The organism is Streptomyces sp. SCPE 10 (assembly GCF_051980735.1).
Taxonomy (GTDB): Bacteria; Actinomycetota; Actinomycetes; order Streptomycetales; family Streptomycetaceae; genus Streptomyces; species Streptomyces misionensis.
Genome location: NZ_CP197069.1, coordinates 4,715,500 through 4,729,394 on the forward strand (window position 1 = coordinate 4,715,500; position 13,895 = coordinate 4,729,394).

The 13,895-nt window shown below is 71.4% G+C and carries 12 protein-coding genes, 2 pseudogenes and 1 riboswitch; of the genes and pseudogenes, 9 read left to right on the plus strand and 5 right to left on the minus strand.

Translation table 11 applies throughout. From position 1 onward, the window contains the following. Positions 1 to 123 precede the first annotated feature (123 nt). Positions 124 to 954 (minus strand): DMT family transporter, encoded by an 831-nt coding sequence (locus ACSP97_RS21940; RefSeq protein WP_440558464.1) that lies wholly within the window; start codon positions 952 to 954, stop codon positions 124 to 126. A 119-nt stretch (positions 955 to 1,073) separates the two neighbouring features. Between ACSP97_RS21940 and ACSP97_RS21945 the strand changes: the two genes are divergently transcribed. Both ACSP97_RS21945 and ACSP97_RS21950 read left to right on the plus strand, forming a co-directional pair. Further along, positions 1,074 to 1,445 (plus strand): hypothetical protein, encoded by a 372-nt coding sequence (locus tag ACSP97_RS21945; RefSeq protein WP_355145615.1) that lies wholly within the window; start codon positions 1,074 to 1,076, stop codon positions 1,443 to 1,445. 12 nt (positions 1,446 to 1,457) lie between these two features. Beyond that, positions 1,458 to 2,639, plus strand: coding sequence for a glutathionylspermidine synthase family protein (locus ACSP97_RS21950; protein WP_355532054.1), 1,182 nt, complete (start codon positions 1,458 to 1,460; stop codon positions 2,637 to 2,639). A 47-nt stretch (positions 2,640 to 2,686) separates the two neighbouring features. Here the strand turns inward: ACSP97_RS21950 and ACSP97_RS21955 are convergent, their stop codons facing one another. Next, entirely contained in the window at positions 2,687 to 4,138 is a 1,452-nt protein-coding gene (locus tag ACSP97_RS21955) for a fascin domain-containing protein (protein WP_440553886.1), read from the minus strand. A 138-nt stretch (positions 4,139 to 4,276) separates the two neighbouring features. Next, positions 4,277 to 4,366, plus strand: a riboswitch (ZMP/ZTP riboswitch). A 32-nt stretch (positions 4,367 to 4,398) separates the two neighbouring features. Here ACSP97_RS21955 and ACSP97_RS21960 point away from each other — a divergent pair. The 3 genes from ACSP97_RS21960 (at position 4,399) to ACSP97_RS21970 (ending at position 7,734) form a co-directional block, all read left to right on the plus strand. After that, positions 4,399 to 5,844: a glycine hydroxymethyltransferase gene (locus ACSP97_RS21960; RefSeq protein ID WP_355532058.1), complete on the plus strand. Its 1,446-nt coding sequence runs from the start codon at positions 4,399 to 4,401 to the stop codon at positions 5,842 to 5,844. A 70-nt stretch (positions 5,845 to 5,914) separates the two neighbouring features. After that, positions 5,915 to 6,940, plus strand: coding sequence for a tryptophan--tRNA ligase (trpS, locus tag ACSP97_RS21965; protein WP_382011994.1), 1,026 nt, complete (start codon positions 5,915 to 5,917; stop codon positions 6,938 to 6,940). Between the two features lie 209 nt (positions 6,941 to 7,149). Continuing rightward, on the plus strand, positions 7,150 to 7,734 hold the full coding sequence (locus tag ACSP97_RS21970; RefSeq protein ID WP_355324218.1) for a 2'-5' RNA ligase family protein: 585 nt from the start codon (positions 7,150 to 7,152) through the stop codon (positions 7,732 to 7,734). 7 nt (positions 7,735 to 7,741) lie between these two features. Here ACSP97_RS21970 and ACSP97_RS21975 read toward each other — a convergent pair whose 3' ends face one another. After that, on the minus strand, positions 7,742 to 8,497 hold the full coding sequence (locus ACSP97_RS21975; RefSeq protein ID WP_355146037.1) for a decaprenylphospho-beta-D-erythro-pentofuranosid-2-ulose 2-reductase: 756 nt from the start codon (positions 8,495 to 8,497) through the stop codon (positions 7,742 to 7,744). A 160-nt stretch (positions 8,498 to 8,657) separates the two neighbouring features. Between ACSP97_RS21975 and ACSP97_RS21980 the strand changes: the two genes are divergently transcribed. Beyond that, positions 8,658 to 9,569 carry a YihY/virulence factor BrkB family protein gene (locus ACSP97_RS21980; protein WP_435643134.1) on the plus strand — a complete coding sequence of 304 codons (912 nt, stop codon included), beginning with the start codon at positions 8,658 to 8,660 and terminating at the stop codon, positions 9,567 to 9,569. Here ACSP97_RS21980 and ACSP97_RS21985 read toward each other — a convergent pair. Beyond that, entirely contained in the window at positions 9,517 to 10,752 is a 1,236-nt protein-coding gene (locus tag ACSP97_RS21985; RefSeq protein WP_440553889.1) for a D-alanyl-D-alanine carboxypeptidase family protein, read from the minus strand. The two genes, ACSP97_RS21980 and ACSP97_RS21985, sit on opposite strands and share 53 nt — an antisense overlap. 79 nt (positions 10,753 to 10,831) lie before the next feature. On the opposite strand from ACSP97_RS21985, the gene ACSP97_RS21990 reads away from it, so the two are divergent. The 3 genes and pseudogenes from ACSP97_RS21990 to ACSP97_RS22000 all read left to right on the plus strand — a co-directional run bounded on the left by ACSP97_RS21990 (position 10,832) and on the right by ACSP97_RS22000 (position 13,729). Then, positions 10,832 to 11,071, plus strand: coding sequence for an SCO4848 family membrane protein (locus ACSP97_RS21990; RefSeq protein WP_070026217.1), 240 nt, complete (start codon positions 10,832 to 10,834; stop codon positions 11,069 to 11,071). A 106-nt stretch (positions 11,072 to 11,177) separates the two neighbouring features. Beyond that, a pseudogene (locus tag ACSP97_RS21995) lies at positions 11,178 to 11,941 on the plus strand (IS5 family transposase). A 243-nt stretch (positions 11,942 to 12,184) separates the two neighbouring features. After that, positions 12,185 to 13,729 carry an ABC transporter substrate-binding protein gene (locus ACSP97_RS22000; RefSeq protein WP_440553891.1) on the plus strand — a complete coding sequence of 515 codons (1,545 nt, stop codon included), beginning with the start codon at positions 12,185 to 12,187 and terminating at the stop codon, positions 13,727 to 13,729. Here ACSP97_RS22000 and ACSP97_RS22005 read toward each other — a convergent pair. Next, positions 13,730 to 13,858: pseudogene (locus ACSP97_RS22005) on the minus strand (Uma2 family endonuclease); the annotation flags it as partial. Positions 13,859 to 13,895: the final 37 nt, after the last annotated feature.

Here is a 13,895-nt window from a genome sequence, read left to right on the forward strand (position 1 = left end):
AAATACCGGAAGTCTACGTTCCTGAAGAACCGGTTCCGGAAAAAGAAGCTCCTGGTCACGGGCGGGCGGACGGCACAGGATGGTGCGCGGACCGGTTGCGCTGCGGGGGGCGCAGCCGGTCCCTCACTCCTGCGCGGCCGGTGCCGCGGGCGCCTCGCCGAACCGGGCCAGGGCCAGCGCGCCCGCCACCGCCACCGCGAAGCCCAGCACCGCGAGCCAGGCCAGGCCCTCCCGGGTGCGGTCGCCGAGCCAGACGACACCGATCGCCGCGGGGCCGATCGTCTCGCCGATCACCATTCCGGCCGTCGCCGCGGTCACCGAACCGCGTTGCAGGGCCGAGGTCAGCAGCATGAAGGCGGCGCCCCCGCCGATCAGCAGCGCGTAGGCCGCCGGATTGGTCAGCAGGGCACCCGGCGCGAGGCTGTCGATCAGCCGGACCGACACCTCCACCACGCCGAACCCGAGACCGGCCCCGAGCCCCAGCACCGGACCCCGCGCGGGCCCGGACAGCAGGCCGCCCGCGAACCCGAGCGCCAGCAGCGCCACCGCCACCCCGAGCATCACCCAGCGCAGGGTGTCCGAGCCGCCCCCGCCGCCCTCGGGGCCGGACGCCAGCCCCAGCATCGCGAGCCCCGCGCAGACCACGCCCACCGCGCCCCACTCCGTGCCGCTGAGCCGCACCGCCAGCAGCCGGGCCGCGACCACCGCCGTCACCGCGAGACTGGCCGCGAGGGCGGCGCCGACCGCGTAGATCGGCAGCGTACGCAGCGCGGCGATCTGGAACAGGAAGCCCAGCCCGTCCAGGCCCAGCCCCACGAGGTACCGCCACTGCCGCAACGCCCGCAGCAGCAGCGCCGCCTCACCGCCCCCGCCGGGACCCGCCTGCCGCGCCGCGACCGCCTGCAACACCGTCGCGGCGCCGAAGCAGACCGCCGCCCCGAGGGCACACACCATTCCAAAGAGCACAAACGGACTCTATGGGAGACCTGACATGCTCACCCCCCCTTGGCCGGTCTTCACACCCGTCTCTAGGCTGGCCCGGAGCGTTCACGGCACACACGGGGGTAGGGAAGATGGCGGAAACGACGCGTCGGTTGCGTTCCGGTGCGGTGGTGCTCGGCGGGGTGGGGCTGCTGGCCGCCGCGCTCACCGCCTGCTCCTCCGAGCCGGACAAGCGCTGCGTGGACCGCGGCAGCTACGACTACGCCAGGGGCTACAAGGTCGTCTCGGACAAGAACTGCAAGTCCGTCAAGGCGGGCGCGGACGGCGCCTGGTACTACGGCGGCAAGAAGAAGGGCTCCTGGGTGGACGGCGGTTCCTTCACCAAGCCCAGCCGCGGGTCCGGCTCGTCCGGCGGACACGGAAGCTCCTCGGACCACTACGGCAGCGGCCACGGAGTGCACCGCGGCGGCTTCGGCGGCGGTTCCCACAGCTCCGGCGGCTGACCGGGACATCGGATGGAACGCCGCACCACCACCCCGCGCCCCGGCTGGCAGCGAACCGTCGAGGAGCAGGGGCTGATCTACCCGCTCACCCGCCACCCCGACGGGAGCCTGCGCCCCTACTGGGACGAGAGCGCGTACTACGTCTTCTCCCTCGCCGAGATCGAGGCGCTGGAGGAGACGGTCGCCGAACTGCACACCATGTGCCTGGCCGCGGCCGGCCACATGGTGGCGCACGGCCGCCTCGCCGACCTCGGCATCACCGACCCGCGGTTGGCCGCCGCGGTCACGGAGTCCTGGCACCGGCGGGCCGAACTCCCCTCCTTCTACGGCCGTTTCGACCTGCGCTACGACGGCACGGGCCCCGCCAAGCTGCTGGAGTACAACGCCGACACCCCCACCTCCCTGGTGGAGGCCGCCTCCCCGCAGTGGTTCTGGATGGAGGACCGCTTCCCCGGCGCCGACCAGTGGAACTCCCTGCACGAACGCCTGGTGGAGTCCTGGCGCCGGCAGGCCGCGCTGCTCCCGCCCGGCAGCCCGCTGCACTTCGCGCACTCCGCGGCCGACGAGCTGGGCGAGGACCTGATGACGGTCGCCTATCTGAAGGAGACCGCGCAGCAGGCGGGCCTGGAGACCGACTGGCTCGCCATGGAGGAGATCGGCTGGGACACCCTCTCCGGCCGTTTCGTGGACAACCGGCTCCGGTTCATCCGCAGCATCTTCAAGCTCTACCCGTGGGAGTGGCTCACCACCGACGCCTTCGGCGGGCATGTGCTGGACACCCTCGACAACGGCGGCGGCAGCGGCAGCACCCTGTGGATCGAGCCGGCCTGGAAAATGCTCCTGAGCAACAAGGCCCTGCTGGCCGTCCTCTGGGAGCTGTACCCCGGCCACCCCAACCTGCTCCCCGCCCACCTCGACGGCCCGCGCGACCTCGCCGCCACCGGCTACGTGGCCAAACCCCTGCTGGGCCGCGAGGGCGAGGGCATCACCCTGCACCCGCCGGGCAGCGCGTCCGCGACGCGCCCCGATGCCTGCTGCTACCAGCAACTCGCCCCGCTGCCCGTCTTCGACGGCAACCACGTCGTCCTCGGCGCCTGGGTCGTCGACGGCGAACCGGCGGGCCTCGGCATCCGCGAGTCGGCGGGTCCCGTCACCGACGAGTACGCCCGCTTCCTGCCGCACGTGATCCTCTGAGGAACCGGCCCCTCCGGTGGACGGAGGGGCCGGCGGGCGGAGCCGGCTCAGAAGGTGACGGTCGCGTGGATCACTCGGTGGTCGGAGAGCCCCGGGTCCACGACCTCGCAGCCGTACGACGGGCCGACCGGACCGAAGATGTAGTCGATCTTGTTGTTGCCGTCGGTGGGCGCACCGGTGTGCGCCGCGTCCGGGGTCGCCTGACCGCACTCCTGGTGACCGGAGTACAGGGTGTCGAGGTAGGACACGTCCGCCGTGGTCGTGTTCAGGTCGCCGCCGTAGAAGGCCGTGTACCCGGCGCCCTGCAGGCCGTCCACGATGGACCGCAGCGCGGCGGCCTGCTCCTTGCGCTTGCTGCCGTCGGGGTCGTCGCCGGCCTCCTTGCCGTTGGCGTCGAGGTAGTGGCCGCTGCTGAGGTGCGCGTCGCAGTAGACCGTGCCGTCCTCGGGGACGGTGGCGCACAGCGCGGGCCGCTGTTCCTTGCCGGCGGGGGAGGGCAGCGTGTACCCGCGGTACCAGGTGTTGGTGTCCTTGACCGCGAGGGCGATGCCGAAGGAGCCGCGGTCGGTGCCGCTGGTGCTGTCCATGCAGGTCTTCTGGGCCATGAGCGTCGGATCGGTCGACCCGTCCGCGTCGACGACCTTGTAGTACGTGGGCGCGAACCGCACGTCCCAGCCGCCGCCGAGCCGGCTCTCCAGCTGGAGTTCCAGCGGCTTGACCGCCTTCTCGCAGATCTCCTGGAAGAAGACCGCCTCCGGCCGGTGGCCGAGCGAACCGGCCAGGTCACCGGCGACACCGGAGGCGACCGTGTCCGCGTCGGCGTACTGGAGCTTGCACGCCGCGCTCGTGTTGTTGTTCGCGCACAGGTTCCACGAGGCGATGTCGTGCCGTCCCGAGGCCTTCACGGCCGATGCGGGCGGCGCCGTCGTGTCGCCGGTGCCGCCGACCTTCTCGAAGGTGAACCGCTCCCAGCTGCCGACCGTGCTGGAACGGGCGCGCAGCAGACCCTGGTCGCCGCCGGTGTAGTTGAACTCGGCCGTGACGTAGAGGCCGTTGGCGGCGGACTTCAGCGCGTACGTGCCGTCGCTCTGCGGGACGACGTAGAAGCGCTCCCAGGAGCCGGTGTTGGTGCCCCGGGCGCGCAGCATGCCCGCCTGGCTGCCGGTGGTGCCGATCTCCGAGGTGACGTAGAGGCCGTTCTCCTCGTTGCGCAGCGTGATGGTCGTGCCGTAGCCCACGCCGGAGATGTTGTCGGTGTGCAGGCTGAAGGTCTCCCAGCTGCCGACGGAGGTCGAGCGGGCCCGCAGCTTGCCGTTCTGGTCGCCGGAGTCGTTCACCTCGGCGGCGATGTAGAGACCGTTCACCTTGAGGGCCCAGCGCTGGCCGGTGGAGGACGGCGGTGCCGACGCCGCGAACGCGGACGACACCGGCAGGGCCACCACCCCGGTGACCGCGGCCAGGACCGCCACGAGCAGCAGACAGAGTCTTCGCATCTTCATCCAAGCTTCAGAAGTGAGTTTGATTTCCGAACCGGATGATCTTGGAGGCGGGACGCCGGACCGGCAAGCGGTTTTCCGGCCGCCCTCGCCCGCATGGTGGACGTCGGATCTTGCGCCCCGCGCCCGCCCGGTACGCTGAGCACGGGCCGTGACTGGCGCGCTGGGATGGGACGGACCATCGGGGAGCGGCCTCGCGGGAAAACAGTGCCGTGCGCCTGGGCCGAACGTGAACGCTGAACGCACACCGTCCGGAGGTCCCCATGCCAGAGCCCCTGTCCACCGAGTCCACCGCCTTCCGCGCCGCCCTCGACGTGGTCCGCGCCGTGGAGCCGCGGGTCGCCGACGCCATCGGCCAGGAGGTCACCGACCAGCGCGCGATGCTCAAGCTGATCGCCTCGGAGAACTACGCCTCGCCGGCCACCCTCCTCGCGATGGGCAACTGGTTCAGCGACAAGTACGCCGAGGGCACCGTCGGCCGCCGCTTCTACGCCGGCTGCCGCAACGTCGACACCGTCGAGTCCGTGGCCGCCGAGCACGCCCGGGAACTCTTCGGCGCCCGGCACGCCTACGTCCAGCCGCACTCCGGCATCGACGCCAACCTCGTCGCCTTCTGGGCCGTGCTCGCCGACCGCGTCGAGGTCCCCTTCCTGGAGAAGGCCGGCGCCCGCCAGGTCAACGACCTCACCGACGCCGACTGGGCCGAGCTGCGCCAGGCCTTCGGCAACCAGCGGATGCTCGGCATGTCCCTGGACGCCGGCGGCCACCTCACCCACGGCTTCCGCCCCAACATCTCCGGCAAGATGTTCGACCAGCGCTCCTACGGCACCGACCCGGCCACCGGCCTCATCGACTACGAGGCCCTGCGCGCCCAGGCCCGCGAGTTCAAGCCGCTGATCATCGTCGCGGGCTACTCGGCCTACCCCCGCCTGGTGAACTTCCGGATCATGCGCGAGATCGCCGACGAGGTCGGCGCGACCCTCATGGTCGACATGGCCCACTTCGCCGGCCTCGTCGCCGGCAAGGTCCTCACCGGCGACTTCGACCCGGTCCCGCACGCCCAGATCGTCACCACCACCACCCACAAGTCGCTGCGCGGCCCGCGCGGCGGCATGGTGCTGTGCGACGACTCCCTCAAGGACCAGGTCGACCGCGGCTGCCCGATGGTCCTCGGCGGCCCGCTGCCGCACGTCATGGCCGCCAAGGCGGTCGCCCTGGCCGAGGCCCGGCAGCCCTCCTTCCAGGACTACGCCCGGCGGATCGTGGACAACTCCCGCGCGCTCGCCGAGGGCCTGATGCGGCGGGGCGCCACCCTCGTCACCGGCGGCACCGACAACCACCTCAACCTGATCGACGTCGCCGGCTCCTACGGCCTCACCGGCCGTCAGGCCGAGGCCGCGCTCCTCGACTCCGGCATCGTCACCAACCGCAACGCCATCCCGGCCGACCCCAACGGCGCCTGGTACACCTCCGGCATCCGCATCGGCACCCCCGCCCTGACCACCCGCGGCCTCGGCACGGCGGAGATGGACGAGGTGGCGGGCCTGATCGACCGCGTGCTGACCACCACCGAGCCGGGCACCACCAAGTCGGGCGCCCCGAGCAAGGCCGCCCACGTGCTGGACGAGAAGGTCGCGCAGGAGATCGCCCAGCGGGCGACGGACCTGGTGTCGGGCTTCCCGCTCTACCCGGAAGTCGACCTGGGCTGAGCCGCGCCGGTGGGGCGGGGGAGACCGCGCCCCACCTCAGGGGCCGGTGCCACCCTCGGCCGATGAGACAATGGGGGACATGGCCTCTGCTGAAAAGCCTCGCGTGCTCTCCGGTATCCAGCCCACCGCCGGCTCGTTCCACCTCGGCAACTACCTCGGCGCCGTCCGCCAGTGGGTGTCGCTCCAGGAGAGTCACGACGCCTTCTACATGGTCGTCGACCTGCACGCGATCACGGTCCCGCAGGACCCGAAGGAACTGCGGGCCAACACCCGCCTGGCCGCCGCCCAGCTGCTCGCCGCCGGCCTGGACCCGGACCGCTGCACCCTGTTCGTGCAGAGCCACGTCCCGGAGCACGCCGAGCTGGCCTGGGTGATGAACTGCCTCACCGGCTTCGGCGAGGCGAGCCGGATGACCCAGTTCAAGGACAAGTCCGCCAAGCAGGGCGCCGAGCGGGCCTCCGTGGGCCTGTTCACCTATCCGATCCTCCAGGTCGCGGACATCCTGCTGTACCAGGCCAACGAGGTGCCGGTCGGCGAGGACCAGCGCCAGCACATCGAGCTGACCCGGGACCTGGCCGAGCGGTTCAACGGCCGCTTCGGGCAGACGTTCACGATCCCGTCGCCGTACATCCTCAAGGAGACGGCGAAGATCTACGACCTCCAGGACCCGTCGATCAAGATGAGCAAGTCGGCGTCCACGCCGAAGGGCCTCATCAACCTGCTGGACGACCCGAAGACCACCGCCAAGAAGGTCAAGAGCGCCGTCACCGACACCGACACGGTGATCCGCTACGACGCGGAGGCGAAGCCGGGCGTGTCCAACCTGCTCACCATCTACTCCACCCTCACCGGCAAGTCCATCGCCGAGCTGGAGCGGGAGTACGAGGGCAAGATGTACGGCGCCCTCAAGACCGACCTCGCCGAGGTGATGGTGGAGTTCGTGACGCCGTTCAAGGAGCGCACCCAGCAGTACCTGGACGACGCCGAGACGCTGGACTCGATCCTGGCCAAGGGCGCGGAGAAGGCGCGCGCCGTCGCCGCGGAGACGCTGGCGCAGGCGTACGACCGCGTCGGCTTCCTGCCGGCCAAGCACTGAGCGCGCACGGCCGCGCCGAGGAGCACGGACCGCGCCGCGAGGCACGGACCGGCGCTGAGGAGCACGGCCGTTCGCACGCCCGTGGGGGCAGAGCGCTGCACATCACTTCCGTTGCGCCTGCCCACAGGACATCCATAGCCGTACAGTCGAAGCCGAGGGCCCGGGCGACCCGGCCGGACGGTACGACGGACGCGACGACAGGAGACGACGTGGGGACCGTAACGATCGGCGTGTCGATCGCGGTCCCGGAGCCTCACGGCAGCCTGCTCCAGGAGCGGCGCGCGGGCTTCGGCGACGCCGCGGCCTACGGCATTCCCACGCACGTCACCCTGCTGCCGCCCACCGAGGTCCCCGAGGACGCGCTGCCCGCCGTCGAGGCCCACCTGCTGCGGGTCGCCGCGGGCGGCCGTCCGTTCCCGATGCGGCTGCACGGCACGGGCACCTTCCGCCCGTTGTCCCCGGTGGTCTACGTCCGGGTGGTCCAGGGCGCCGAGGAGTGCGCCCTGCTCCAGCAGCGGATCCGCGAGGGCTCCGGTCCCTGCGCCCGTGAACTCCAGTTCCCGTACCACCCCCATGTCACCGTGGCGCACGGCATCGCGGAGGCGGCGATGGACCGCGCCTTCGCGGAACTGGCCGGCTTCGAGGCCGAGTGGCCGTGCACCGGGTTCGCGCTGTACGAGCAGGGCGCGGACGGAGTGTGGCGCAAGCTGCGCGAGTTCACCTTCGGCGGCTCCGTGGTGCCGCCCCAGGCCGGTCCGGCCGGCATCGGCCGCGGCACCATCGCCAGCCGCTGACCGCCGCTCACAGCGGGAGCCTGCGCAGCAGCGCGCGCGGCGCGTGCCGCAGCGCGGCCATCACCAGCCGCAGCGCACCCGGCACCCACACCGTCTCCGAGCCCCGGCGCAGCCCCAGTTCGATCGCGGTGGCGACCGCCTGCGGGGTGGTGGCGAACGGCTCCCGCGGCCGGCCCGCCGTCATCCGCGTGCGCACGAACCCGGGGCGTACGACCATCACCCGCACCCCCGTTCCGTACAGGGCGTCGCCGAGCCCCTGGGCGAAGGTGTCCAGGCCCGCCTTGCTGGAGCCGTAGATGAAGTCGGCGCGGCGGGCGCGCTCGCCGGCGGTGGCGGAGAGGACGACGAGGGTGCCGTGGCCCTGGGACTGGAGGGCGCTCGCGGCGATCAGGCCCGCGGAGACCGCCCCGGTGTAGTTGGTCTGGGCGACCCGCACGGCGCGCAGCGGTTCGCGCTCGTCGTGCGCCTGGTCGCCGAGGACGCCGAAGGCGAGCAGCACCAGGTCGACGGGGCCCTCGGCGAACACCTTGCCGAGGGCGGCCTCGTGAGCCGCGGGATCGAGGGCGTCGAAGCCGATCGTGCGGACGTCGGTGCCGAGGGCGCGCAGGTCCTCGGCGGCCCGGTCCAGGGCGGGGGAGGGGCGGCCGGCCAGCCACACGGTGCGGGCGCCGCGGGCGACCAGCCGGCGGGCGGTGGCGAGGCCGATCTCGGAGGTGCCGCCGAGGACCAGCAGGGACTTGGGCAGGGCGTGGGCGTCCTTCACAGACATGTCCGTGACCGTATCGTCCATAAGTGGGCTGTTCGTCCCTCGTCACCTTGCCGGGGCCAAGATCACCCGATGGTGGGACGCCGGGGCTCCGTCGGGGCGCGCGGTCGCGGGGTACCCGCACATGGGACGCCGCGCGGAGGGCAGGGACAGGATCATGGACTGGCTCAAGAGACTGCCCGTCATCGGGCCGCTGGTGACCTGGCTGACGGCGACCCACGCATGGCGGGCGTTCGAGCGGCTGGACCGGGTGAAGTGGTCCCGGCTGGCGGCGGCGATGACCTTCGTCAGCTTCGTGGCGCTGTTCCCCCTGCTCACCGTGGCCGCCGCCGTCGCCGCCGCCACCCTCGGCACCGCCCAGCAGCAGACCGTCGAGCACAAGATCGCCGAGCAGTTCCCGGGCGTCGTCTCCAGCCAGCTGGACATCACCTCGCTGGTCCAGAACGCCGGCACCGTCGGTGTGATCGCCGGTGCCGCGCTGCTGTTCACCGGCATCGGCTGGGTCGGCCAGGTGCGCGACTGCCTGCGCGCGGTCTGGGAGCTGCCGGACCAGGAGCAGAACCCACTGGTCGCCAAGGCCAAGGACGCCGGCATCCTGGTGGGTTTCGGCGGCGCCCTGCTGGTCACCCTCGCCGCCTCCACCCTCGCCTCGGCCGCCGTCGGCAAGGTCTCCGATCAGCTGGGCCTCGCCCGGCACGGCTGGGGCACCGTGCTGCTCCAGGCCGCCGCCTTCGCCGTCGCGGTGCTCGCCGACTTCCTGGTGCTGCTCTACGTGCTGACCCTGCTGCCCGGGGTGGAGCCGCCGCGCCGCCGTCTGGTGGTCGCCGCACTGCTCGGCGCGGTCGGCTTCGAACTGCTGAAGCTGCTGCTCAGCGGCTATATCCAGGGGGTCGCCGCGAAGAGCATGTACGGCGCGTTCGGCGTCCCCGTGGCGCTGCTGCTGTGGATCAACTTCACCGCGAAACTCGTCCTGTACTGCGCCGCCTGGACGGCCACCCCGAGCGAGGCGGCGGAGGTCAGGAGCGAGGCCGACGGCGCATCAGATCCGGCAGTGGCCACCGGCGGTTGACCAGGAAGACCCCGCCCGCCAACAACACCAGCAGTCCGCCCGCGACACCCAGCGCGGTGCCCATGCCCCGGGAGCCGCCGGCGGCGGCCGCCACCGGCGCGGAGCCCGCCACCGGCGCGGAGCCCGCCTGCCCGGCCGTCGCCGGCGCCGTGGCCGAACCGCTCGGCGCCGCGGAGGCCCGCGCGGCCGTCTTCGGCGGCACCAGCTCGCCCACCGGCGTCACCTTGCCGGCCGCCTGGAAGCCCCAGTCGAACAGCTTCGCCGTCTCCTTGTAGACCTCGTTGTGCTCCGGCTTCTGCGGGTTCATCACGGTGACCAGCAGCACCCGGCCGCCCCGCTCGGCGACCCCGGTGAAGGTGGCGCCCGCGTGGGTGGTGTTGCCGTTCTTGACGCCCGCGATGCCCTGGTAGACCGGGACGTCGGTGTCGCCGCTGAGCAGCCGGTTGGTGTTGCGGATCTCCGAGCCCGCGAAGTCGGCGCTCACGGTGGAGCAGTAGTCCCGGAAGTCCTTCTTCTGGAGCCCGGAGCGGGCGATCAGCGACAGGTCGTACGCCGAGGAGACCTGGCCCGGCTCGTCGTAGCCGTCGGGCGAGATCACCCGGGTGTCCCGGGCCTGGAGTTCGTCGGCGTGCTGCCGCATGTCCCGCACGGTGTCGGCGACGGACCCGTTCATCGCGGACAGCACGTGCACGGCGTCGTTGCCCGAGCGAAGGAACACCCCGAGCCACAGGTCGTGGACGCTGTAGGTGTGGCCCGTCTTTATCCCGACCACGCTGGAGCCCTCGCCCATGCCGTCGAGGTCCCGGGCCGCCACCCGGTGCTCCATCGTCTTCGGGAAGCGGGGCAGCAGGGTGTCCGCGAACAGCATCTTCAGGGTGGACGCCGGGGGCAGCGGCCAGTGCGCGTTGTGCGCGGCGAGCACCTCGCCGGACTGGGCGTCGGAGACGATCCAGGAGCGGGCGGTCAGCCCCTCGGGGAGCACGGGGACACCCGGTGCCAGATTCACCTGGGTGCCCGGCAGGCCGAGCCGGGCGCCGCCGAGGGTCGACATGCGGGCCGGGGGCGCGGGGGTCTTCGGGGCACCGGGGGCGGCGAGCGCGGCGGGCGCGGTGGCGGCGAGGGAGAGCAGGGTCGCGGCACCGACCAGCAGTGATCGCCGTACGGTCTTCTTGGGTGCGGGCACGACCGAGAACGTACTCGCACCCGCCGGGTAAGTCCCGACCCAGCCCCGGCCACGAAACCGCACCCCGGATACTGGAGGTATGAAACTCAGCCGCCCGGTCTCCTGGTTCCTGCTCGCCTTCGGGGTGTGGAGCTGGTTCATCTGGATCACTTTCGTAAAGAACCTGGTCAAGGACGGCAGCGGGCTCGCCTTCGACGACGGTCACCCGACCGCCTACTTCTGGGTGCACCTGCTGCTGGCGATCGTCTCGTTCGTATTGGGGACGGTCATCGGGGTCATCGGGTTGCGCGGTGTGCGCGCCCTGCGCCGCACGTCCTAGGCCGTGTCCGCAAAGTCGGTTGCTCGTTGGTTGGTTCGTGGTGCGTCGTCATGAGTTGACTGATGAGTCGTGGGCGGTGATCGAGCCGTTGCTGGCTCCGTCGCGGATGGGCAGGCCGGTGCGGGACCGCCGTCAGGTGGTGAACGGGATTCTGTGGAAGCTGTCCACGGGTGCGGCCTGGCGGGACCTGCCCGAGCGGTACGGGCCGTGGAAGACGGTCTACGAGCGCTTCCGCCGCTGGTCGGCCGACGGAACCTGGGACCGGCTCCTGGCCCACGTCCAGCAGCACTCGGATGCCGTCGGCACGGTCGACTGGACCATCGCGTGCGTCGACTCCACCACCGTGCGGGCCCACCAGCACGCGGCCGGGGCCCGAAAAGGGGGCCCTGGCCGGGCGAGGCGATCGGCCGGTCCCGCGGCGGGCTGACCACGAAGATCCACCTCGCCTGCGACGGCCAGGGCCGGCCCCTCGCCTTCACGATCACGGCCGGGAACGTCAACGACTGCACCCAGTTCGAGCAGGTCATGGCCCGCATCCGCGTCCAGCGGTGCGGTCCCGGCCGGCCCAGGACCCGACCCGAGCGGGTCGCCGCCGACAAGGGCTACTCGTCCGCGAAGATCCGCTCCTACCTCCGCCGCCGAGGCATCAAGGCCGTGATCCCCGAACGGATCGACCAGATCAACGGCCGCCTCCGCCGCGGCGAGAGCCTCTGCCGACTCGACCGGGCCGCCTACCGGCGCCGCAACGTCGTCGAGCGCTGCTTCAACAAGCTCAAACACCACAAGGCCCTGGCCACCCGCTACGACAAACGCGCCCGCCACTACCAGGCCATGGTCACCATCGCCTGCCTACTGCTCTGGCTGCCCTGACTTTACGGACACGACCTAGCGGTATGTGACCGGAATCGCTCCCCCGCCCGTGAAGACCCTGTGAAGGCCCGGCGGAGACAATGGTTTGGTGAGTTCTTCCACAACCGGTCAGAAAGCCCTTCCCCCGCTGAAACACGTGTGATTAGGTGAGCCGCGTCACTTCAGGGGAGTGGCGCATTTTGTGCTGAGCCAGGGGTAGGGCCTGCACAGGTCTGGGAGGGCACCACCGTGCGATCGGTTCGCATGCGGATTCTCGTGACACTGCTCGTGCTGGCGGTCGTGGGAATCGGCGGCTGGCAACTGCTGCCGTCGCAGGAGAACAAGGACAGGACCATCACGGTCGGCACGACGGACGCGGTCACCGGGCTCGACCCGGCCGGCGCCTACGACGCGGGATCCTGGGCCCTGTTCAGCAACGTCTTCCAGAGCCTGCTGACCTTCGAGCCGGACGGTGTGCAGCCGGTTCCGGACGCGGCCAAGAGCTGCGGCTTCGCGCCCGGCGACCTGAAGACCTACCGCTGCACCCTGCGCGACGGCATCACCTTCCCCAGCGGCCGCGCGATGACCGCCGCGGACGTCAAGTTCTCCTTCGACCGGGTCAAGAAGATCCACTCCGACGTCGGCCCGTCGTCCCTGTTCGACCTGCTCGACTCGGTCACCGCGGACAACGCCCGCACGGTCACCTTCCACCTGAAGGCCCCGGACGCCACCTTCCCGCTGAAGGTCGCCACCGGCGCCGGAGCGATCGTGGACAAGGACAGCTACCCCGCCGACGCGCTGCGCAAGGACGCCGCGGTCGACGGCACCGGCCCGTACCGGCTGGTCTCCTACACCAAGGGCAAGCTGGCCGAGCTCACGCCGAACCCGCACTACAAGGGGTACCTGAGCGGCACCGGGCGCCCGATCGACCTGCGCTACTACAGCGACTCGGCCAAGCTCGACCAGGCGTGGAAGGACAAGAAGGTCGACGTGGCGTCCCGGACGCTGTCGCCGGATGTGCTGTCCCGGATGACGCCGAGCGACCCCGACGAACGCGTCAACGAGTCCGACACCTCCGAGACCCGCAACCTGTACCTCAACACCCGCGCGGCCTCCCCGCTGCACGACGTACGGGTGCGACAGGCGATCGCGTGGCTGGTCAACCGGGAGCAGCTGGCCGCCACGGTCTACCAGGGCACCGTCGACCCGCTGTACTCGCTGATCCCCACCGGCATCACCGGCCACACCACGTCCTTCTTCGACGCGTACCCGACCCAGAGCACCAGCAAGGCGCGGGCGCTGCTCACCCAGGCCGGGGTGAGCCTGCCGCTGCGCTTCACCTTCGCCTACGGCGTGGGACAGGGGCCGGGCGCGGAGGAGGCCGCGGCGCTGAAGAAGCAGCTGGAGGCGGGCGGCCTGTTCAAGGTGGACGTCAAGGGCTACGAGTGGACGGACTTCCAGGAGCGCATGGCCGCCGGGAAGCTGGACGCGTGGTCGGTCGGCTGGGTCGCCGACTACCCGGACGCGGACACCTTCGGCCAGCCCCTCGTGGGCACCGGCTCCACCATGAGCACCGGCTACAGCAACAAGGACGTCGACCAGTACATCCGCGACAGCCAGCGCTTCGCCGACCGCAGCCGCGCCGCCGCCGACTTCCAGCGCATCCAGTCCGACGTCGCCGCCGACGTCCCCCTGATCCCGCTGTGGCAGCGCAAGGAGTACACGGTCAGCACGGAGGACGTGGGCGGCGGCCAGTACCTCGCCGACGGCACGGGCGTGTACCGCCTGTGGCGGCTGGACTGGATCTGATCAGCCGTCCTGCTTCTGCCCGGCCCTGATGATCTGCTCGACGTCCAGGGTGACCTTGGCGCCGAGCGAGTCGGGGAGGGCGACGGTCTCGCCGGGTGCGTGGACACGATGACTCGCGTACTCGCTCCCGGTTCGAGTCGCCGTCATCGAGACCGGCTGCAAGGAA